Source organism: Pseudoxanthobacter soli DSM 19599, from assembly GCF_900148505.1.
Classification (GTDB): domain Bacteria; phylum Pseudomonadota; class Alphaproteobacteria; order Rhizobiales; family Segnochrobactraceae; genus Pseudoxanthobacter; species Pseudoxanthobacter soli.
The window spans coordinates 683,542-704,233 of sequence record NZ_FRXO01000001.1 but is presented as its reverse complement, the minus strand read 5'-3'; the positions used below and the strand labels follow the sequence as shown (position 1 = coordinate 704,233).

At 68.9% G+C, this 20,692-nt stretch carries 14 protein-coding genes; 12 read left to right on the top strand and 2 right to left on the bottom strand.

Going from position 1 to position 20,692, the window contains the following annotated elements:
* Window positions 1-216: 216 nt before the first annotated feature.
* Entirely contained in the window at window positions 217-1,203 is a 987-nt protein-coding gene (locus tag BUF17_RS02950) for a lysophospholipid acyltransferase family protein (protein ID WP_175563592.1), read from the bottom strand.
* A 22-nt stretch (window positions 1,204-1,225) separates the two neighbouring features.
* Window positions 1,226-2,518, bottom strand: a complete 1,293-nt coding sequence (locus tag BUF17_RS02945; RefSeq protein WP_084563838.1) for a UbiH/UbiF family hydroxylase — start codon at window positions 2,516-2,518, stop codon at window positions 1,226-1,228.
* 207 nt (window positions 2,519-2,725) lie between these two features.
* On the opposite strand from BUF17_RS02945, the gene BUF17_RS02940 reads away from it, so the two are divergent.
* The 12 genes from BUF17_RS02940 (at window position 2,726) to rpoD (ending at window position 20,562) form a co-directional block, all read left to right on the top strand.
* Entirely contained in the window at window positions 2,726-3,727 is a 1,002-nt protein-coding gene (locus tag BUF17_RS02940) for a quinone oxidoreductase family protein (protein WP_073625665.1), read from the top strand.
* A 301-nt stretch (window positions 3,728-4,028) separates the two neighbouring features.
* Window positions 4,029-4,406 (top strand): hydroxyisourate hydrolase, encoded by a 378-nt coding sequence (gene uraH, locus BUF17_RS02935; RefSeq protein WP_244530736.1) that lies wholly within the window; start codon window positions 4,029-4,031, stop codon window positions 4,404-4,406.
* 4 nt (window positions 4,407-4,410) lie between these two features.
* Complete coding sequence (xdhA, locus tag BUF17_RS02930; RefSeq protein WP_073625664.1) at window positions 4,411-5,892, top strand: xanthine dehydrogenase small subunit; 1,482 nt, start codon at window positions 4,411-4,413, stop codon at window positions 5,890-5,892.
* The gene (gene xdhB / locus BUF17_RS02925) at window positions 5,876-8,266 is read left to right on the top strand and encodes a xanthine dehydrogenase molybdopterin binding subunit (RefSeq protein WP_084563836.1); all 2,391 of its coding nucleotides are present in this window, start codon (window positions 5,876-5,878) and stop codon (window positions 8,264-8,266) included. Before xdhA ends, xdhB begins: the two co-directional genes overlap by 17 nt.
* 10 nt (window positions 8,267-8,276) lie before the next feature.
* Window positions 8,277-9,296, top strand: a complete 1,020-nt coding sequence (gene xdhC, locus BUF17_RS02920; protein ID WP_073625663.1) for a xanthine dehydrogenase accessory protein XdhC — start codon at window positions 8,277-8,279, stop codon at window positions 9,294-9,296.
* A gap of 148 nt (window positions 9,297-9,444) precedes the next feature.
* A complete protein-coding gene (locus BUF17_RS02915; RefSeq protein ID WP_073625662.1) occupies window positions 9,445-10,620 on the top strand; it encodes a urate hydroxylase PuuD in 1,176 nt (391 codons plus the stop codon).
* Between the two features lie 109 nt (window positions 10,621-10,729).
* A complete protein-coding gene (uraD, locus tag BUF17_RS02910; protein WP_428977614.1) occupies window positions 10,730-11,284 on the top strand; it encodes a 2-oxo-4-hydroxy-4-carboxy-5-ureidoimidazoline decarboxylase in 555 nt (184 codons plus the stop codon).
* The gene (locus BUF17_RS02905) at window positions 11,281-12,558 is read left to right on the top strand and encodes an allantoate amidohydrolase (RefSeq protein ID WP_073625660.1); all 1,278 of its coding nucleotides are present in this window, start codon (window positions 11,281-11,283) and stop codon (window positions 12,556-12,558) included. Before uraD ends, BUF17_RS02905 begins: the two co-directional genes overlap by 4 nt.
* A complete protein-coding gene (locus BUF17_RS02900) occupies window positions 12,555-13,775 on the top strand; it encodes a M20/M25/M40 family metallo-hydrolase (protein WP_073625659.1) in 1,221 nt (406 codons plus the stop codon). Before BUF17_RS02905 ends, BUF17_RS02900 begins: the two co-directional genes overlap by 4 nt.
* Before the next feature lie 370 nt (window positions 13,776-14,145).
* Window positions 14,146-15,831 carry a methyl-accepting chemotaxis protein gene (locus tag BUF17_RS02895; RefSeq protein ID WP_084563834.1) on the top strand — a complete coding sequence of 562 codons (1,686 nt, stop codon included), beginning with the start codon at window positions 14,146-14,148 and terminating at the stop codon, window positions 15,829-15,831.
* Window positions 15,832-15,990: 159 nt separating this feature from the next.
* Complete coding sequence (dnaG, locus tag BUF17_RS02890) at window positions 15,991-17,988, top strand: DNA primase (RefSeq protein ID WP_073625658.1); 1,998 nt, start codon at window positions 15,991-15,993, stop codon at window positions 17,986-17,988.
* Between the two features lie 597 nt (window positions 17,989-18,585).
* Window positions 18,586-20,562, top strand: coding sequence for an RNA polymerase sigma factor RpoD (gene rpoD / locus BUF17_RS02885; protein WP_073625657.1), 1,977 nt, complete (start codon window positions 18,586-18,588; stop codon window positions 20,560-20,562).
* Window positions 20,563-20,692: the final 130 nt, after the last annotated feature.

The window sequence follows — 20,692 nt, the reverse complement described above, 5'->3', positions numbered from 1 at the left end:
CCTGGCTTCATGCCTGCTCTTTCCCGGTTGTGCCTTCGAGGCAACCGTCGATGAAGGTTGGCGGGTCACTCGATCCGTGGCCTCAATGGCCGGTCCGGGGCCGCAAAGTCAAGACGAAGGCGGCCGGGGCGGTGTAAGTCGCCTCATTTTTCGCCCTTCCGTCCACGGACACCGGCGACGCGCCATGAGGCTCACGGCCCGCCGGACCGGCCCGACTCACGACTGCGCAGCCGCACGCCGCTGAACGCCGCGCTTCGGATGCTTGATGGCCCATTTGCGGTGGGTCCACATCCACTGCTCCGGGTTCTCGCGAATCCACGTCTCGAACTGCTGGTGCAGCGCCGCGGTCGCCGCCACGATGTCGGCCTGCCGGTCGGCGGTCTCCGGCACCTCGATCGGGGCCGAATCGATCAGGAAGCGTGCGCCTCCATCGAGCCGGCGGACACGGACCGCGACCAGCGGCGCGCCGGAGCTGCGGGCGAGCACCGCGGGAAAGGAATTGGCGAGCGCCGGCATGCCGAAGAACGGCACTTCGACGCCCGCCGCCTCGCGAAGATCGCCGAGGACCGCGATGGTGCCGCCGCGCTTGATTCCGGCGAGAAGGCTGCGGGCGATATGCGGGCTCTTCGCCAGCAGCGCGCCATAGAGCGGCCGGCGCATCCTCCAGAGCCAGGCGTCGATCAGCGGATTCTGGATGGCCTGATACACGCTCGTCGGACGGACGCCGTAATTGCGGCCCGCCACGATGGCGACTTCCCAGTTCGCCATGTGCAGCGACACGAACACCGCCTGCTTTTCCACGCGGATGAAGGTATCGGCGGTCACCGGCTCGACCTGAACGCGGGTGACGTCCTCGCTCAGGTGGTCGAGATGGAAGGTCTCCGCCATCACCCGCCCGTAGTTCATCCACATCTCGTGGATGATCCGCGCGCGCTCGTCAGCGCTTAGCTCCGGCATCGCCAGGGCGAGATGCCGGTCGGCACGCTGCTGGCGCCGGGTCATCGGCGCCAGCAGTGCCCAGATCCGTCCGAACACGACCGAGGCGACATCGATCGGCATCAGGCGCACGATGCAGGCCAGCACGCGCATCGCCCAGTATTCGACATGGTGGCGCGGCGTTGCGGCGTCCGTCGCCGGCGCGTGGTCGCCTGCCTTTTCCGTGGCGGCCTTGCGCTCGGCCGGAGTGCGTTCTGTATCTGGCACGTGATGCCCGGGCCCCACGGTCTCAGAAGCCGCCGGAGGCGACCAGTGGACGGCGGGGGCGGCCCGCGGGCAGCGCGCCGGGACCGAGGCCGCCGCGCATGAGAAGGCGGCGCAGCGGCGGGAACTCGGCGGCCGCATAGAGCCCGACCGAGCGGGCGAGCTGCAGCGGCAGGAAATCCGACAGCAGGCTGCGGTTTAGAAGATCGACCCCGACCGCACGTCCCGCTACGTCCGTCCGTCGTGCACGGTCGTAGGCGTCGAGCACGCCGGCCTTGCCCGGATCGCCGTTGCAGCGCGTTTCCTCCGACACCAGGGCGGCGAGGCTCCTGACGTCGCGAAGGCCGAGATTGAGGCCCTGGGCGCCGATCGGCGGGATGCGGTGGCCGGCCTCTCCGATCAGCGCGACGCGGTTGCCGGCGAAGCGCCGGGCGACATGGGTTGAAAGCGGCAGCACGCCGCGGGGGCCGTCGACCTGCATCGCCCCGAGGATCGAATGGGCGCGCCGCTCGATCTCGCGCGACAGCACGCCGTCGGCAAGTGCGGCGAGGGCATTCGCCCGCTCCGGCCGCTCCACCCAAACGAGGCTCGACCGCCGTCCGGCGAGCGGCACCAGCGTGAACGGACCCGTCGTCGTGTGGAACTCGGTCGAGGCGAGGCCGTGCGAGCGCACGTGCGAGAGCGTGGTGACGAAGGCCGCCTGCGGATAGGACCACGAGATCACGTCGAGGCCGGCAGCCTCGCGCGCGGGCGAGCGCGCACCGTCGGCGGCCACCAGCAATCGGGCCCGCACGCTGCCTCTGGCTGTCTTCACCGTCACGCCGGCGGCATCGATCTCGAATCCGTCGGCCGTCACCGGCCGGTGGAGCAGGTTGGAGGCCGCGGCGACGGCCGTGGCGAAGCCTTCGTTGAGGGCCTCGTTGGCGACGTTCCAGCCGAAGGCGTCGAGGTCGAGTTCGCCGGCATGGAACGTCACTTCCGGCGCGCGCACCAGCCGGCCGGTGTCGTCGATCAGCCGCATGGTCTCGAGCGGCGTCGATGCCGCCTCGACATGCTGCCAGACGCCGATCTCGCGCAGCACGTCGGCGGAGGCGCCGAGGAGCGCGGTGGTGCGCGGATCGGCGCCCGTCGGCGGCCCGATCAGCACCGTGTCGATGCCGGCGGCGGCGAAGGCGAGGGCGGCGGCCATGCCGGTCGGCCCGGCGCCGACCACGGCGATCTCCGCGACGATGTCGCCGTCCGTGTGTGCCGGGGACAGGGGGGCCTCTCCGGCTGCCACGGGTTCGTCCGCCGATGCGCTCGCCAGTCCGTCCGCCATGGTTCCAATCCCTCATGCTGCACCGCAGGCGCGGTGGCGCCGGCATCCCCTGCGTGGCGGGGTTGCCGGCATCTTGATAAAACGATCCGGGCGGCGACCCTCCGCGCGGCCTGCCGTCGCGGCAGCCGTGTGGCTGGCCGCACCGGGGCCGGCCGCATCGCTGCGGACCGGAACCCGGCCATGTAAGACCATCGAGGAGCGCCGACAATGGCCGATACGCAGTCCACCACTATCAATGCCCACGCCATCAGGCTCCACGACTATGGCGGTCCGGAGGTATTGCGGTACGAGGAGGTCGCAGTGCCGCCGCCCGGCCCCGGCGAGGTTCGGATCGCCAACCGCGCCGTCGGGCTCAACTTCATCGACGTCTACCAGCGCAGCGGGGTCTACAAGGCGGCGTCGCTGCCGCTGGTGCTGGGTGGAGAGGGCGCGGGTGTGGTCGAATCGGTCGGCGAGGGCGTTGCCGGCCTCGCGCCGGGCGACCGCGTGGCGTACGTGCTCGGCGACGGCGCCTACGCGCAGGTCCGGCTGGCGCCTGCCGCCCGCCTCGTGAAGATCCCCGAGACCATCGACGACAAGACCGCCGCGGCGATGATGCTGAAGGGCATGACCGTGCAGTACCTGCTGCGGCGGACCTATCCGGTCAGCCCCGGCACCACCATCCTGTTTCATGCGGCGGCGGGCGGCGTCGGGCTCATCTTCGGCCAGTGGGCGCGCCATCTCGGCGCGGTGACCATCGGCACTGTCAGTTCTCCCGCCAAGGCCGAGCTTGCCCTGGCCCACGGCTTCGACCATGTGATCGACTATTCCCGCGAGGACTTCGTCGCGCGCACCCGCGAGATCACGGGCGGCAAGGGCGTGGACGTCGTCTACGATTCGGTCGGCAAGGACACGTTCCCGGCCTCGCTCGACTGCGTGAAGCCGCGCGGGCTATGGGTCACGTTCGGGCAGTCGTCCGGCATGGTGCCGCCGTTCCCGCCGACGCTCCTGTCCTCGAAGGGGTCGCTATTCATGACGCGCCCCTCGCTGGCGCACTATACCGGCACGCGGGAGGACCTCGTCGAGACGGCGGCCGACCTGTTCTCGGCGGTCGGCAGCGGCATCGTCACGATCCGCGTCGACAATGAATATCCGCTCGCCGATGCCGCCCGTGCCCATGCCGATCTCGAGGCGCGCCGCACCACCGGCTCGACGGTGCTGATTCCCTGATGCGCGTGCGGGACAGGGGAGTTCAAGCGACAGGAATCTGACCCGCTGAATCGCGGGGGATTCCCCGCGATTTTAGGCGATCGGACGACACCATTCGATCGCAGGGTTCTCCATCGGGGGGTGCGGCACCGTGGCGCCACACCCCGCTGCGGCGGCGCTTCCGGCGGCGGGATCGCTGCTGCATACTCCTTATGCATGGGTGCAGATTGTGCATTGCGCCGATGCCGGGCGCTGGCGCACGATGCCGGCGATACAAGCCCAGGTGGGCGCCGCCGGCGCCCCTGACGGCAAGAGGCGCTGAATGACGATGAACGACGGCGTGCCCAAGGGCTGGCTTTCGACCCACGTGCTCGACACCGCCGCCGGCCGCCCGGCCGCGGGCATTCCGGTCACGCTGTGGCGTCTGACCGAGACCGGACGGGTGGAGATCGCGAGCGCCGTCACCAACCACGACGGCCGCTGCGACGGCCCGCTTCTCGCGGGCACAGACTTCGAGCCGGGCCTCTACGAGCTGGTGTTCGCGACGAAGCGCTATCTCGCCGCCAACGGCCACCCGCTGCCGGACCCGCCGTTCCTCGACGAGATCCCGATCCGCTTCGGCATCGCCGATTCGGCCGCGCACTATCATGTGCCGCTGCTGCTCTCGCCCTATGGCTATTCGACCTACAGGGGGAGCTGAGCCGATGGCGCGCGACCGCATCCGCTTCATCCGCCGGGGACGCACGGTCGAGATCCGCGACCTGAAGCCGACCGAGACGCTGCTCGACTATCTGCGCCTGCGCGAAGGCGCGAAGGGCACTAAGGAAGGCTGCAACGAGGGCGATTGCGGCGCCTGCACGGTGGCCATCGGCCGTCCGCACGACGGCCGCATGATCTACGAACCCGTCAATGCCTGCATCCACCTCGCCGGCATGGCGGACGGCGCGGAGGTGGTGACGGTCGAGGATCTCGGCACGCCCGAGAACCTGCATCCGATCCAGGAGGCGATGGTGCAGCACCATGCCTCCCAGTGCGGCTTCTGCACGCCCGGCTTCGTGATGTCGCTGTTCGCGCTCTATCAGGACGGCCGGCCGGTCGACCGCCAGGGCCTGAACGAGTGGCTCGCCGGCAATCTCTGCCGCTGCACCGGCTACCGGCCGATCGCGGACGCCGCGCTCGGCGTGTGCGGACATGGCGCCCGCGACGTGTTCTCCGCGGCCTCGGCGGGCAAGGCGACCGCGCTCGCCGCGCTTGCCGACGACGAGGACGTGATCCTCGGCGGCGAGGAGCGGTTCTTCGCCGCCCCGGCGAGCCTTTCCGCCCTCCTCGCGCTCTATGGCCGCCATCCGGATGCGGTGATCGTGGCCGGGGCGACGGATGTCGGCCTCTGGATCACAAAGGCGCTGCGCGACCTGCCGAAGGTGATCTGGCTTGGCCGCGTCGCCGAGTTGAAGCGGATCGAGGAGGCGGCCGACAGCCTGATCATCGGCGCCGGCGCCACCTACAATGCCGTCGAGCCGTTCATCGACGCCGTCGATGCCGATCTCGCGGTCCTCTGGCGGCGGATCGGTTCGCGGCAGGTGCGCGCGGCCGGCACGGTCGGCGGCAATGTCGCCAACGGTTCGCCCATCGGCGACACGCCGCCCGCGCTGATCGCGCTCGGTGCCGAGGTGGTGCTGGCGAGCGCGGCCGGGGAACGCACCCTGCCGCTGGAGGATTTCTTCATCGCCTACGGCAAGCAGGACCGCCGGCCGGGCGAGATCGTCGCCCGGCTCGTGCTGCCCAGGCTCGGGGAGGGCGACGTGTACCGCGCCTACAAGCTCGCCAAGCGCCATGACCAGGACATCTCGGCCGTCATGGCCGCCTTCCGGTTCCGCGTCGCGGACGGCAGGGTCGCCGCGGCTCGGATCGCGTTCGGCGGCATGGCGGCGACGCCGAAGCGCGCGGCGGCGGCGGAACGGGCCGTGATCGGCTGCCGGGTGGGCGATCTTTCCGCCGCGCTCGCGGTTGCGGGCGTGCTCGCCGAGGACTTCGCCCCGATCGACGACATGCGGGCGAGCGCCGCCTATCGGCTCGACGCCGCCGGCTCGCTTCTGGTCAAGGCTCTGGTGGAGGCGGGCGGCGAGGCGACGACGACCACGCGCGTCCGCGGGTTCCGGGAGGTTGCCGATGCCGCTTCGCTCTGAAAGCGAACATGCCGCGGTCGCTCTCGACGTGCGGCCGGAGGACCGGCCGGGCGTGACGCCGTTCCAGACGCGCGTGGTCCACACCTCGCGCTTCCATGACAGCGCGGCGCGGCACGTTTCCGGCACGGCCGCCTATATCGACGACGTGCGCGAGCCCGTCGGCACGCTCCACGTCGTTCCGGGCTACGCCAGGCAGGCCGCCAAGGGGCGGATCGTCGGGCTCGATCTCGCGGCGGTGAAGGCGTTTCCGGGCGTCGTCGCCGTGCTGACGGCGGCCAATGTTCCCGGCCATAACGACATCTCGCCTTCTGGCTTCCACGACGATCCGCTGCTGGCGGAAACCGAGATCCGCTTCCACGGCCAGCCGGTGTTCGCGGTTGTGGCCGAAACCCGCGAGGCGGCGCGGCGCGCCGCGCGCCTCGGGCGCGTCGACGTCGAAGCGGAGACGCCGATCGTGACCGTCGACCAGGCCATCGCCTCCGACCGGCCGGACATCCTGCCGTCCTATGCTTTCGTGCGTGGCGATGCCGAGGCGGCGATCGCGGCGGCGGAGCCCGAGGCGGTGGTGGAAGGCTCGATCCTCATCGGCGGCCAGGAGCATTTCTATCTCGAAGGCCAGATCTCGCTCGCGGTGCCGGGCGAGGATGGCGAGATGCATGTGTTCGCCTCGACCCAGCATCCGAGCGAGGTCCAGCACCTCGTCGCCCACGTTCTCGGCCTGCCGAACGCGCGGGTGACCGCCGAGGTGCGCCGCATGGGCGGGGCCTTCGGCGGCAAGGAGAGCCAGGCCTCGCAGTGGGCCGCGCTCGCCGCGCTCGCCGCCCACGTCACGGGCCGGCCGGCGAAAGTCCGGCTCGACCGCGACGACGACATGGCGATGACCGGCAAGCGCCACGATTTCCGCGTCAACTACCGCGCCCGCATCGACGCGGAAGGCCGTCTCGAAGCCGTCATCCACGACCAGTTCGCCCGCTGCGGGCACTCGGTGGACCTCTCGATCGGCATCTGCGACCGCGCGATGTTCCATGCCGACAACGCCTATTATTACCCGGAAGTGGCGATCAACAGCCGCCGCCTGAAGACCGACACGGTGTCCAACACCGCCTTCCGCGGCTTCGGCGGGCCGCAGGGCGTGCTTGCGGCCGAGCGGCTGATGGACGAGATCGCGCTGCGCACCGGCCGCGATCCGTTCGACGTGCGCCTCGCCAACCTCTATGGCGAGGGCGAGCGCGACGAGACGCCCTACGGCATGAAGGTCCAGCAGAATCTCGGCCGCGAAATGATGCTGCGGCTTGCCGAGACGAGCGAATACCGCGCCCGCGCCGCCGCCATCGACGCCTTCAACGCGAACAGTCCGTTCCTGCGCAAGGGCATCGCCATCACGCCGGTGAAGTTCGGCATCTCGTTCACGCTGACCCACCTGAACCAGGCCGGCGCGCTGGTGCACGTCTATACCGACGGCTCGGTCCACCTCAATCACGGCGGCACCGAGATGGGGCAGGGGCTCTACGTCAAGGTCGCCCAGGTGGTGGCCGAGGTGTTCGGCATCAGCCTCGACATGGTGCACATCACCGCCACGACGACGGCGAAGGTGCCGAACACCTCGCCGACGGCGGCGTCCTCCGGCACCGATCTCAACGGCATGGCCGCCCTGCTCGCGGCCCAGGCGATCCGCGACCGCATGGCGTCCCACCTCGCGAACGTTCACGGCGGCGTGCCGCCGGAAAGCGTGGTGTTCGCCGACGACCACGTGGTGGTGGGCAACGAGCGGATGACGTTCGCCGCCGCCGCGAAGTCGTCCCACGCCGGCAAGGTCGGGCTTTCCTCGACCGGCTACTACGCCACCCCGGACCTCGTGTGGGACCGGAGCGTCGCCAAGGGGCGGCCGTTCTACTACTTCGCCTGGGGCGTCTCGTGCTCGGAGGTGACGGTCGACACCCTGACCGGCGAGACGCGGGTCGACCGGGTGGACGTGCTGCACGATGTCGGCCGGTCGCTCAACCCGGCGATCGATATCGGCCAGATCGAGGGCGGCTTCGTGCAGGGCATGGGCTGGCTGACGACCGAGGAACTGGTCTACGACGCCGAAGGCCGCCTGCGCACCCACGCGCCGTCGACCTACAAGATCCCGACCGCGACCGACGTTCCGGCCGATTTCCGGGTCGAGCTCTACGAGAGCGGCGGCAACGCGGTCGACACGGTCTACCGCTCCAAGGCGGTCGGCGAGCCGCCTCTGATGCTGCCGATCTCGGTCTTCTCCGCCATCGGCCGCGCCGTCGGCAGCCTGAAGCCCGGCGCGCCGGTGCCGCTCGATGCCCCCGCGACGCCGGAAGCGGTGCGTCGCGCCGTGAAGGCGCTGGTGGACCGGGCGTAGGAGGGGCGCGATGGAGGTCTGGCAGGCAGTCGCCGAGGCCCTGGAGACCGTCGGACGCGCGGCCCTCGTGACCGTCGTCGAGGTGCGCGGCTCGTCGCCACGCGAGGCCGGGGCGCGGCTGGTGGTGTGGCCGGACGGCCGCTTCCGCGGCACCATCGGCGGCGGCGCGCTGGAATGGCGGGCGATCGCCGAGGCAAGCCGCGACCTCGGATCCGGCAGGCGCAGCGTGCGGCTGTCGCGCATCGCGCTCGGTCCCGAACTTGGCCAGTGCTGCGGCGGCCAGGTCGGGCTGATCACCGAGGTGCTGGACGCATCCGACCTGCCGGCGGCCAAGGCGCTTGCCGAACGTGCGAAGGCTGGGCCGTTCACGACCGTCGCGCGGTTCCGGCGCAGCGCCGAAGCGCTGGAGCGCGACGCCGTCGACACGCTCGCGGGGCCCGTGGGCGCACGGCTCGACGATGACGGTCTGCTGACCGAGGTGTTCGGCGAACGGCGCCGGTCCGTGTTCCTGTTCGGCGCCGGCCACGTCGGTCGCGCCCTCGTGATGGCGCTGGCGCCGCTGCCGGTGTCGGTCGCATGGTTCGACCCGCGCCCGGATGCCTTCCCGGCCCATGTGCCGGCGAATGCCGGCGTGTCGCTGCTGGGCGATCCGGCGGACACCCTTGCGGCCGCGCCGGAGGGCAGCTTCGTCGTGGTGATGACCCACAGCCATTCGCTCGATCTCGCCATCGTCGACGCGGCGCTCGCCGCCGATGCGGCGCGGTTTCCCTATGTCGGGGTGATCGGGAGTGCCACCAAGCGCGCGCGGTTCGAACGCCGCCTGACCGAGGCCGGGCGGGCGGCGACGCGTGTCGCGGATCTCGTCTGTCCCATCGGCGGCACCGCGCTGAAATCCAAACTGCCCGCGGTGATCGCCGCGGCCACGGCCTGCGAACTGCTGGTCCGGGATGAGCAGTGCATCGCCGCGCTGTCGCCTGTCGCCGGCGGACGCCCGGTGGACCTGCGTGCACCCCTGTCCGCCCAGGCCTGAAGTACGTGACTGATCCCGGAGACCGACGACGTTGCCGATCGGCCGTCCCGGTCTTCGAACCGCCTGCCTTCTGAACCGCCTGCCTTCTGAATTGCTGCCTTTCGTACCGCCTGCCGACCCCGCCCTTTCCACCGGAGCGCCCCGCTTCATGAGCGCCTTCTTTCTCGATTGGCTCAATCTCCTCGCCCGCTGGTTCCACCTCGTCGTCGGCATCGGCTGGATCGGCGCATCGTTCTATTTCGTCGCGCTCGATCTGGAACTGCGCAAGCGGGAGAAGATGCGGCCCGGCGTCTACGGCACCGCGTGGCAGGTTCACGGCGGCGGCTTCTATCATGTCGAGAAATATCTGGTCGCGCCGGACGAACTGCCGCCGGACCTGATCTGGTACAAGTGGGAGGCCTACCTCACCTGGATGTCGGGCTTCGCGCTGCTGATCATCCAGTACTACGCCAATGCCCGGCTGTTCCTGATCGATCCGAACGTGCTCGACATGACGCCCGGCGAAGCCGTGGTGATGTCGGTCGCGACGCTGATCGGCGGCTGGCTGATCTATAACCGGCTGTGCCGTTCGAAGCTGATCAACTATCCGGCCGCCCTCGCGCTCTGCGTGATGGCCCTGATCATCGGGGCGGCCTATCTCTACACCCACATCTTTTCCGCCCGCGGCGCGTTCCTGCATGTCGGTGCCTTCGTCGGCACCATCATGGCGTTCAACGTGTTCATGGTGATCATCCCGAACCAGCGGAAGGTGGTGGCGTCGCTGATCGCCGGCGAACAGCCCAATCCGGCCTACGGGCGCGAGGGCAAGCAGCGCTCGCTGCACAACAACTATCTGACGCTGCCCGTGCTCCTGATGATGCTGAGCAACCACTACCCGTTCCTGACCGGGCATCCGCAGGGCTGGCTCGTGGTGGCGCTGGTGGTGGTGGTCGGCGGCTCCATCCGCCACTTCCTCAACCGAACGGACGCCCACGATCCCTTCCATAAATATTCGTGGACGGTTCCCGTTGCAGTTGTCGGACTCGGTATCCTGGTGTACCTGACGGCGCCGGCGAGAACGACGTCCGAGGGAACCGTTTCCGACGCGCAGGTGATGGCGATCGTCGATAAACACTGCGTGATGTGCCACGCGGTGAAACCGACCCACGCCGGCATCGACGCGCCCCCGAAGGACATCGCCTTTACCGGCCCGCCCGCCCTCATCCGCTACAAGCCGCTCATCATGGCCCAGGCCGTGCAATCCCAGACCATGCCGCTCGGCAACGAGACCGGAATGACCGAGGCCGAGCGCCAGGAACTGGGGGAATGGCTCAACGCGCACTGAAAGCCGCGCCCGAACGCCCGGGCGCATCTCCTTCCGGGGCTCCTGGTTTAGCCCTATGACAAAACGGGCGGGGAACGCCCCGCCTTGAGGTCCGGGAGGAACGAGCGCCATGGCATCTTCAACCGCAGCTTACCGGGGCGGATCGCCGTTCCCGATGACCATCGGCGAGGTCAATGCGCTGGACGACGCCGAGTTCGTCGCGCTGTTCGGCGAGATCGCGGAGCACTCGCCCTGGGTGGCCGCGCGTGCCTGCCGGTCGCGGCCCTATATCGACCGCAACGGCATGATCGCGGCGTTCGCCAACGCCGTCGCCGACGCGGACGAAGACGACCAGCTCGCCCTTATCCGGGCGCATCCCGATCTCGCCGGCAAGGCGGCGATCGCCGGAGACGTCGCGCCGGATTCCCGCAAGGAACAGGCCTCCGCCGGGCTCGGCAGCCTGACGCCGGAGGAATATGCCCGCTTCACGGAGCTCAACGACCGCTACCGCACGCGGTTTGGATTTCCCTTCATCCTCGCGGTGAAGGGGGCGACCAAGGATGTCATTCTGTCTGCCTTCGAAGAACGAGTGGAAAACTCGCTGGAGACCGAATTCGCAACGGCTCTCGTGCAGATCGAAAGGATCATCCGATTCAGACTGGAAGAAAGAATAGGGGAACCATGACGGAAGACTCTCTCTCGTTCGGCCGTGAGGCCGAATCGATGCTTCAGACGCTCGCCGGCTTCACCTCCGAGCCCGGCCGCATCACCCGCCTCTATCTCACGCCCTCTCACCGCGCCGCATCCGGCCGCATCGCCGGCTGGATGGCGGAAGCGGGGCTCGCCGTCTCCGAGGACGCCATGGGCACCGTGCGCGGCGTGCTCGCGGCCGGCGATCCCGCGTCCGGCAACCGGCGGCTGCTGATCGGCTCCCATATCGACAGCGTGATCGATGCCGGCCGCTATGACGGCACCCTCGGCGTGGTGGTCGCGATCCTCGCCGTGCGCGAGCTGCGCCGGCGCGGTGTTCGCCTGCCGTTCGGCATCGAGATTCTCGCGTTCGGCGATGAAGAAGGCGTGCGCTTTCCGATCACCCTGTCGTCGTCTTCCGCGGTGGCCGGCATCCTCGAACGCGACGCGCTCGACGTGAAGGACAGCGACGGCGTGAGCGTGCGCGATGCACTTAAGGCGTTCGGCTGCGATCCGTCCCGCATCACCGAAGCGGCGATCGACCCCGATTCGGTGATCGGCTATCTCGAAGTGCATATCGAGCAGGGGCCGGTGCTGGAGCAGGAGGGCCTCGCGCTCGGCGTCGTCACCTCCATTGCCGGGGCGACGCGCGCCACCTTCCGGGTGAAGGGCGAGGCCGGCCACGCCGGCACGGTGCCGATGGCCGGCCGCAAGGACGCGCTGGCGGCGGCGTGCGAGCTGGTGGTCGCCATCGAGGCGATTGCCAGGGCGCAGGGCGGCGATCTCGTCGCGACGGTCGGGCGCATGAAGGTGGAGCCCGGCGCGATCAACGTCATCCCGGCGGCGGTCGAATTCAGTCTCGACCTGCGCGCGGGCGCCGACGATCCCCGCGAGGATGCCTTCGCCGCCATCACCGAGGCGGCCGAACAGATCGCGGCACGGCGCGGCGTTGCCATCAGCTGGAATCGCGACCACGATCGTTCGACGGCTGCCTGCGCGCCCCGGCTTCAGGCGGCGCTGGCGGCGGGCATTGCCGGGCGCGGCGACGGGCGGGTCCGCTCGCTGATGTCGGGAGCCGGTCACGACGGCCACGCCATGGCGGCGCTGACGGATATCGGCATGATGTTCGTGCGCTGCCGCGGCGGCGTCAGCCACACCCCGGCCGAGTTCTGCTCGGTCGAAGACATGAACGAGGCCGTCGAGGCGCTGGTCGGGACGATCCTGGCCCTCGCGGATCAGACGGCCGATCAGGAGGCGCCGGCAAAATGAGACAGGCCATCGAGGCCGCGTTCGCGGAGGAAGTCGATTTCCTCAAGGCCATCGTGCGCGTGCCGAGCGACAACCCGCCCGGCGATTGCGCCGGGGCCGCGGAGGTCGCCGCCGGGTTGATCGAGGCGCTTGGCTACGAGGTCGAGCGCCATCCCGTGCCCGAGGCGTTCGTGCGCGCCTACGGCATGCGCAGCGTGACCAACCTCGTCATCCGCCGGCGCTTCGGCACCGGCGCCGGTCCCGTGATCGCCCTCAACGCCCACGGCGACGTGGTGCCGCCGGGCGAGGGCTGGACGGCCGATCCCTATGGTGGCGAGGAGCGCGGCGGGGCGATCTACGGCCGCGGCGCGGCGGTGTCGAAGTCGGACTTCGCCACCTACCTGTTCGCCCTCCGCGCCCTGGAAACCGAGGCGGAGGAACGCGGCCTCGATGGCACCGTTGAGATCCACCTCACCTACGACGAGGAGGCCGGCGGCTTCGTCGGCCCGAAATGGCTGATCGCCCAGGGGCTGACCAAGCCGGACTTCGCGATCTCCGCCGGCTTCTCCTATGCGGTGACCGTTGCCCACAACGGATGCCTGCATCTGGAGATCGTCGTCAGGGGGCGGCAGGCCCACGCGGCGATGCCGGAGAGCGGCGCGGACGCGCTGGAGGCCACGACGCCGATCCTCGCCGCGCTTTATGCCGAGCGGCACCGTCTTGCCGACGTCGTCAGCGCCGAGAAGGGCATCGGGTCGGCGAAGCTGACCGTCGGCCTGATCTCCGGCGGCATCAACACCAACGTCGTCCCGGACCGCGTCGCGCTGCGGCTCGACCGGCGCCTGATCCCGGAGGAAAACGGCGAGGCGGTGGAAGCCGCCCTCGTCGCCCTCGTGCAGGCGGCGGCGCCCGCGACGCCGGGCATCGAGGTCGAGTGCCGGCGCATCATGCTCGCCGAGCCGCTGAAGCCGCTGCCGGGCGTCGAGCGGCTGGTGGAGCCGCTGACCCGCCATGCGAGCGCTGTGCTCGGCACGTCCGTCGAACCGACCGGCGTGCCGCTCTACACCGACGCGCGGCATTATTCGGAAGCCGGCATTCCGACCGTGCTCTATGGCGCGGGCCCCCGCTCCATCCTGGAGGCGAACGCCCACAGCGCTGACGAGCACCTGGAGCTCGCCGACCTGAAGGCGGCGACGCTCGTCATCGCCGAAACGCTGGCCGACCTTCTCAAACGATAGGTCGGGCCGGGACGGGCGGGGCGCCGGACGCTCCGCCCGCCTGTGTGAAGGACCGATGCAGTGCGCGAGTGCACGCAGAGGTGGTTTATTGTTTTGCCGTAAAAGTATTTCAGATTAACCGGATTGAATTTAAGTCTTTTTGTTTAACGACATTGATTTTATCAAGACGAAATATCGTCTATAGACGTGTCATCAAAGTGCAGTCGTGACGACATAGACTTCGCGCCCATCAGTTCGATGCATGCCGGCGAACGTGCCGGCGATCGAATCGCGCTGTTGATCGGTCGAGGAACGGGCGGGCTCGCCCCGTGCTCTCGTGCCGGTGCCCCGGGGTCGGCCGGGCGCAACAGACGCTGGCGAAGCGGAGTTCATGACCATGCATCTCACCATCGGCCGAAAGATCGGTCTGGTTCTCGGCCTGCTTGCCGCGGCCGCGGCCGCGTTGGCGGCCTTCTCCGTGGTGCAGCTTTCGGCTGAACGGGCGCGCGGCGACCTGATCGAGACGCGCTGGGGCGCGGCCTATCAGGCGATGTCGCTGGCCGAGGCGATCCAGAGCGCGGTGGTGCAGGCGACGGCGGTCTACACCGCCGAGGACAAGGACGCCGCCAAGCCGAAGTTCGAGGCGCTGCAGGGCGCGCTGAAGCACGTCGAGGCCTTGCGCAAGCCGTTCTTCGCCGCTGTCGGCGATCAGCTCAACGAAAAGGACCGGCGCGTGCTCGAAAACGCGCTGACCGAATTCCTCGCCTATCAGGAAGATACCGCCAAGCTCGGACTGGACGTCTCGCCCGCCGCCGCCCTGATCCAGGCGACCGACGAGCCCACCATCCAGAGCCGCGAGCGCATGGTGGCGAGCATCGGCAAGCTTGCCGAACTGGAGCTTCAGACGCTCGCCGCCGACCGTGCGGAAGCGGCGACCGCCCGCCAGCAGGCTGTGGTGGCACTGGTGGCGATCCCGGCGGTCGGCATCGTCGTCGCGCTGATCGCCGCGTGGTGGATTTCCGCCAATCTGATCCAGCGTCCGCTGCACCGCCTGAAGGGCGCGACCACCCAGCTCGCCGGCAACGACCTCGATGCCGAGGTGCCGTTCGAGGGGCGCCGCGACGAGATCGGCGAGATGGCGGACGCGATCCGGGTGATGCAGACCGCGCTCCTCGAAAAGCGCCGGCTGGACGAGGCCGCCCGCGAGCAGGCGGAGATCGAGCGCCGGCGGATGATGGCGCTCGCCGATGCAAGCCGGGCCTTCGAGGAAGAGGCGCAGAGCGCGCTGGAGGAATTCCTCGCCACCGCGTCGGAGATGGAATCGGCCGCCGCCACGATGGAGGATGCCTCCGAACAGGCCCGCGAACAGGCCGGCGTCGTCGCCAACGCGGCCTATCAGGCGGCCGAGGCGGTCAACACCATTGCCGCTTCGAGCGAGGAACTGTCCTACACCGCCAATCACATCCAGTCGCGGATCGACTACACCAACCAGATCGCCGCCAACGCGCTGAAGGAAACCCGCGAGAACAGCGCGACCATGCGGCAGTTCGCGTCCGCCGCGCAGGAAATCGGCGAAGTGGCCGACATGATCGCCGGCATCGCGGGCCAGACCAACCTCTTGGCCCTCAACGCCACCATCGAGGCGGCGCGGGCCGGCGAGGCCGGCAAGGGCTTTGCAGTGGTCGCCAACGAGGTGAAGGCGCTGGCCGGCCAGACCAAGACCGCCACCGAGAAGATCGCCGCCCAGATCGCCAACGTCCAGGCCATCACCGAGGACGTGATGCAGGCGATCGCCGCCATCGAGGGCCGCATCGAGCAGATGCACGAGGTGGCGGCCGACGTCGCCACCGCAACCCACCAGCAGGGCCAGGCGAGCCAGACCATCGCCAGCGGCATGGCGCAGGCGGCAGCCGAGGCCAAGACGGTGTCGAGCAGCATCGGCCACGTCCGTCAGGCGACGGAGGCCAACAACATGGAGGCGAGCAAGGTGCGCTCGGTGACGGCGAACCTCCACCGCTCGTCGCAGGTGCTGACAGACGCCGTGCAGCAGTTCCTGAGCCGGGTACAGACGGCCTGACGAACTGCCGCCTGATGACCGGGGTGCGCGGCCGTCGGCATCCGCAGCCAGGCGGCCTCCGCCGGTTCCTGGCGAGCGCCCGCCGGATTCCCCCGCCGGCGGCGCGCGGCGGCTGCAAGGGCCGTGAAACGGCCCGGGCATCCGTGCTATCGTCGCGCCATGCGTCTGCCCGATACCCTTCTCGATGAAATCCGCGCCCGCCTGCCGCTGTCGGAGGTGGTTGGCCGCCGCGTGACGTGGGACCGGCGCAAGTCGCAGCCGACCAAGGGCGACTTCTGGGCCTGCTGCCCGTTCCATCAGGAGAAGTCGCCGTCGTTCCATGTCGACGACCGTAAGGGTTTCTATCACTGCTTCGGCTGCGGCGCGTCCGGCGACCACATCCGCTTCGTGATGGAGACAGAGGGCGCCACCTTCCCGGAAGCCGTCGAGCGGCTGGCCGGCGATGCCGGCGTGCAGATGCCGGCGCGCGACGCCGCCAGCGAATGGCGTGAGGAAGTGCGCCGCACCCTCGGCGACGTGGTCGCGCTCGCCGACCGCTTCTTCCAGCAGACGCTGCGTACCCCGGCGGGGGCGGACGCCCGCGCCTATATCGAGCGGCGCGGCCTCAGCGTCGACACGGTGCGCACGTTCGGCATCGGCTACGCCCCGGCCGAGCGTGATGCCCTGAAGCGCCATCTCGCCGCCGAGGGCATCGACGAGATGATGATGGTCGATGCCGGCCTCGTGATCCGGCCGGACGACGGCCGCCCGGGCTACGACCGCTTCCGCAACCGCCTGATGATCCCGATCCATGACCTGAAGGGTCGGGTGGTGGCGTTCGGCGGCCGCGCGCTCGCCGAGGACCAGCAGCCGAAATATCTGAACTCGCCGGAGACCGCGCTTTTCTCCAAGCGCATGCTGCTGTTCAACGCCCATCGCGCCCGCGAGGCCGCGCGAGCCGCCGGCTCCATCGTGGTGGTCGAGGGCTATCTCGATGCCGTCGCGGTCTATCAGGCGGGCATCAAGGGCGTTGTGGCGACCCTCGGCACCGCCTTCACCGAGGATCAGATCCAGGCGCTGTGGCGGCTCGCACCGGAGCCGGTGATCTGCTTCGACGGCGACCGGGCCGGCATCGCCGCCGCCCATCGCGCCATCGACCGCATCCTGCCGCTGCTCGAAAGCGGCAAATCGTTCAACTTCGCCTTTCTGCCGGACGGCAAGGATCCGGACGAACTGATCCGCAGCGGCGGCGCCGAGCGCTTCGTCGCGGAACTGCGCGCCTCCGTGCCGCTGAACGAGGTGCTGTTCGAGCGCGAGATCGCCGGGGCCCGCGTTGACACGCCCGAGCGCCGCGCCGCGCTGGAGAAGCGCTTCGACGAACTGATCGGCCAGATTCGCGACGAGCGCGTCGCGCGCGGATACCGTTTCGCCGCGCGGGTGAAGCTGCAGGAGGCGATGCACCGCGCCGGTGGCGAGGCCGGAGGCCGCCGGCCGGAGACGCGGCAGGGTGGTGGCGGCCGGCGCGGCGGGCGCGGCGGTTTCGCGCCGCCGGAAGCGCCCTCGATCGCGCTCGTGTCCGCGCCGCCGGCTGAACCGCTGGAACTGGAGCGCCTCGTGCTCGGCCTCGTCGTCGAATATCCCGCCCTGATCGATCGCCATGCCGAGGCGCTGGCCGCCGCCCCGCTTCAGAACGAGCTGCACCGCCGCTTCCGGGATGCGCTGCAGGCGATGTCCCTCGAAGAGGCCGATATGGCGGGCGAGGGCGCACCGGCCGCGGCCGATGCGCCGACGCGGGTCGACGGGCAGTTCTTCTCGCTGCTCGGCGAGGTGCACGGGCTGGAGGCGGACGGCCGCCGGCGCGGGCATCGGCTGCGCGGCCGGTTCCCGATCCTGGCCTTCCATCCGAGCGAGGATTTCGTCGAGCGCTGCTTCATCCATTTCCTCGGGCGCCTGGAGCTGAAGGCGATCGAGAGCGATCTCGATGCGGCGATCGCCGCCGCCGAATCGGATCTGACCGCCGACGACTGGGAACGTATCCAGGCGCTGCAGCATGCCGTGGTGCGCCGGCGGGAGGACATCGCGGCAGAGGAACGGAACTTCTCCGACGAGATCCGCTCGATCCGCAATGCATATGGATCGGGCAGCCCCGGTCTCGACGCAGACACCGGCAGCCCCTGATTTTCGATCCTTCCATGCGAATCATCGCTTGCAGATTCGCGATTGCGCGCTATCTAGAGCGACTGGGGCATACTATATGCGCTTGACGTGAATGCGGTCTCGTTTTCCCGGTTGCCGGTCTTCCCCGGCCCGGAAATTGCTTGGGGTCGTGTTGATCGTTCTCCGGCGACGGCTGGAGATGATTGCAGAAGGTCCGCGATGACGGTCGTGACACCACGTCTCAAGGCGCTCTCGTGATTGGAAAAGCGAGCGGTTCGGAATTGCGCGGTTCGAGATTCGGCGTTCTGGCGCCCTGCGGCCGAGCCATGGCCGCTCCTTGCAAGCCGCCGCTGATGCGGCAGCGGTTCCTGTCCTATCCCGCGACATGCGGGTCGGGCGACCGCCCTCCGGGATAGCAACGGCACGGTCCCGCGTGGCCGATTCGCTTGCCGGGGAGGGTGCGCGGCGCCCTTTCGGCAGCACAAAAGCAGTTTGAGTGGACATTGAGCGGACCGCACCCGCTGGTCCGATCATATCGTTGAAGGAAACGGCGGCTTTCGTCGGCATCCCGGTCGGTACCGGGTCCGGGTGTGGAGCGGCCGGTGGTGGAGACCGAAAATGGCAGCCAAGGCGAGCGAAACCGAAGACGCCCCGGAGACCTCGGCGGAAACCCAGGACGGCCCGCTGCTCGACCTTTCCGATGCCGCCGTCAAGCGGATGATCAAGGCCGCCAAGAAGCGCGGCTACGTCACCTATGACGAGCTGAACGAGGTGCTGCCTTCCGAAGAGGTCACCTCCGAGCAGATCGAAGACACCATGGCGATGCTCAACGACATGGGCATCAACGTCATCGATGCGGAAGAGGCCGAGGACGCGGAAGCCGCGACCAATAACGAAGGCGGCGAGGAAGAAAGCGGCGATCTCGTCGAGACGCAGTCGACCGCGGTCGCGCGCCCGGTCGCGGCGCGCGAATCCGCCGAGCGTACGGACGATCCGGTCCGCATGTATCTGCGCGAGATGGGCTCGGTCGAGCTTCTCTCCCGCGAGGGCGAAATCGCCATCGCGAAGCGCATCGAGGCCGGCCGCGAGGCGATGATCGCCGGACTCTGCGAGAGCCCGCTGACCTTCCAGGCGATCATCATCTGGCGCGACGAACTGCTCGAAGGCAAGGTTCTGCTGCGCGACATCATCGATCTCGAGGCGTCCTATTCCGACCCGGACGCCAAGCCGCCGATGGAAGTCGACGGCGATGCCGAGACCGACGAGGAAGCCATCCCGACCCCGCCGGAAGGCGAGGGCGAGGAAGAGGGCGACGAGTTCGAATCGAACGTGCCGCTCGCCGCGATGGAGGCGGAGCTGAAGCCGAAGGTGCTGGAGACCTTCGACAACATCGCCGAGAACTACAAGAAGCTGCGCCGGCTCCAGGATCAGAACGTCGAGCAGCGCCTGCAGAACAAGCTGCTGTCTCCTTCCCAGGAGCGGCGCTTCAAGAAGCTGCGCGACGACATCATCGATGACGTCAAGAGCCTGTCGCTCAACCAGAACCGCATCGATACGCTGGTCGAGACGCTCTACGACATCAACAAGAAGCTGATCGGCCTCGAAGGCCGGCTGCTGCGTCTTGCCGAATCCTACGGTGTGTCGCGCGAGGACTTCCTGCGCCAGTACCAGGGTTCGGAACTCGATCCGAACTGGATCCGTCGCGTCGCCAACCTCTCGTCCCGTGGCTGGCGCGATTTCGTGCAGCGCGAGAAGGAGCGCGTGCGCGAAATCCGGCAGGACATCCAGAATCTCGCCACCGACACGGCGCTCGAGATCATCGAGTTCCGCCGCATCGTGCACATGGTGCAGAAGGGCGAGAAGGAAGCCCGTCAGGCCAAGAAGGAGATGGTGGAGGCGAACCTCCGCCTCGTGATCTCCATCGCCAAGAAGTACACCAATCGCGGCCTGCAGTTCCTGGATCTGATCCAGGAAGGCAACATCGGCCTGATGAAGGCGGTCGACAAGTTCGAGTACCGTCGCGGCTACAAGTTCTCGACCTATGCGACGTGGTGGATCCGGCAGGCGATCACCCGTTCCATCGCCGATCAGGCGCGTACCATCCGCATCCCGGTGCACATGATCGAGACGATCAACAAGATCGTCCGCACCTCGCGCCAGATGCTGCACGAGATCGGCCGCGAGCCCACCCCGGAAGAGCTGGCTGAGAAGCTGGCGATGCCGCTGGAGAAGGTGCGCAAGGTCCTGAAGATCGCCAAGGAGCCGATCTCGCTCGAAACTCCGATCGGCGACGAGGAGGATTCCCACCTCGGCGACTTCATCGAGGACAAGAACGCGATTCTGCCGATCGACGCGGCGATCCAGTCGAACCTGCGCGAGACCACCACGCGCGTGCTGGCCTCGCTCACGCCGCGCGAGGAGCGCGTGCTGCGCATGCGCTTCGGCATCGGCATGAACACCGACCACACCCTCGAGGAGGTCGGCCAGCAGTTCTCGGTGACGCGCGAGCGCATCCGCCAGATCGAGGCCAAGGCGCTGCGCAAGCTCAAGCACCCGAGCCGGTCGCGGAAGCTGCGCTCGTTCCTCGACAACTGATCGCAAGATCGGATACCGCACGACACGAACGGCGCCCTCGATGGGCGCCGTTTGCTTTTCAGCTCCGGCCAGAAGATGGCGGCGGCCGGGGCGGGCGGATGCTATAGAGGAACGCCTGTCCTCCTCGGAG

Bases quoted from the DNA above. Each gene is read 5' to 3' on its own strand.
- BUF17_RS02945 (WP_084563838.1), bottom strand. From the start codon at position 2,518: ATGGCGGACGGACTGGCGAGCGCATCGGCGGACGAACCCGTGGCAGCC.
- BUF17_RS02940 (WP_073625665.1), top strand. From the start codon at position 2,726: ATGGCCGATACGCAGTCCACCACTATCAATGCCCACGCCATCAGGCTC.
- uraH (WP_244530736.1), top strand. From the start codon at position 4,029: ATGACGATGAACGACGGCGTGCCCAAGGGCTGGCTTTCGACCCACGTG.
- xdhA (WP_073625664.1), top strand. From the start codon at position 4,411: ATGGCGCGCGACCGCATCCGCTTCATCCGCCGGGGACGCACGGTCGAG.
- xdhB (WP_084563836.1), top strand. From the start codon at position 5,876: ATGCCGCTTCGCTCTGAAAGCGAACATGCCGCGGTCGCTCTCGACGTG.
- xdhC (WP_073625663.1), top strand. From the start codon at position 8,277: ATGGAGGTCTGGCAGGCAGTCGCCGAGGCCCTGGAGACCGTCGGACGC.
- BUF17_RS02915 (WP_073625662.1), top strand. From the start codon at position 9,445: ATGAGCGCCTTCTTTCTCGATTGGCTCAATCTCCTCGCCCGCTGGTTC.
- uraD (WP_428977614.1), top strand. From the start codon at position 10,730: ATGGCATCTTCAACCGCAGCTTACCGGGGCGGATCGCCGTTCCCGATG.
- BUF17_RS02905 (WP_073625660.1), top strand. From the start codon at position 11,281: ATGACGGAAGACTCTCTCTCGTTCGGCCGTGAGGCCGAATCGATGCTT.
- BUF17_RS02900 (WP_073625659.1), top strand. From the start codon at position 12,555: ATGAGACAGGCCATCGAGGCCGCGTTCGCGGAGGAAGTCGATTTCCTC.
- BUF17_RS02895 (WP_084563834.1), top strand. From the start codon at position 14,146: ATGACCATGCATCTCACCATCGGCCGAAAGATCGGTCTGGTTCTCGGC.
- dnaG (WP_073625658.1), top strand. From the start codon at position 15,991: ATGCGTCTGCCCGATACCCTTCTCGATGAAATCCGCGCCCGCCTGCCG.
- rpoD (WP_073625657.1), top strand. From the start codon at position 18,586: ATGGCAGCCAAGGCGAGCGAAACCGAAGACGCCCCGGAGACCTCGGCG.